General features: G+C 54.1%; 2 tRNA genes. Both read right to left on the bottom strand.

Going from position 1 to position 314, the window contains the following annotated elements:
* Positions 1 to 33 precede the first annotated feature (33 nt).
* Positions 34 to 110: transfer RNA gene (locus ACNFH5_RS30620), tRNA-Arg, on the bottom strand.
* A gap of 98 nt (positions 111 to 208) precedes the next feature.
* Positions 209 to 285 (bottom strand) — tRNA-Arg (locus tag ACNFH5_RS30615).
* Positions 286 to 314: the final 29 nt, after the last annotated feature.

Genomic DNA, 314 nt, shown 5'->3' with positions numbered 1-314 from the left:
AAGGGCCTGCATTTCTGCAGGCCCTTTTGTATATGGCGCACTCAGGAGGATTCGAACCTCCGACCGCTCGGTTCGTAGCCGAGTACTCTATCCAGCTGAGCTATGAGTGCGTCGTCGGTAAAGTTTAACCAGATTCACCAACTGGTTGCAGCTAATGGCTTTTCAGCCCTTTCGCCACTGAAGCCCCGCTTTCGCGTTGCCTCGTATATGGCGCACTCAGGAGGATTCGAACCTCCGACCGCTCGGTTCGTAGCCGAGTACTCTATCCAGCTGAGCTATGAGTGCGCTGATGAGGGCGCAAATTCTAGTGAGAT

This window comes from Pseudomonas sp. NY15435, from assembly GCF_048068295.1.
GTDB lineage: Bacteria > Pseudomonadota > Gammaproteobacteria > Pseudomonadales > Pseudomonadaceae > Pseudomonas.
Note: the sequence above shows the minus strand (reverse complement) of the source record. Positions and strands in the feature narration are given on the sequence as shown.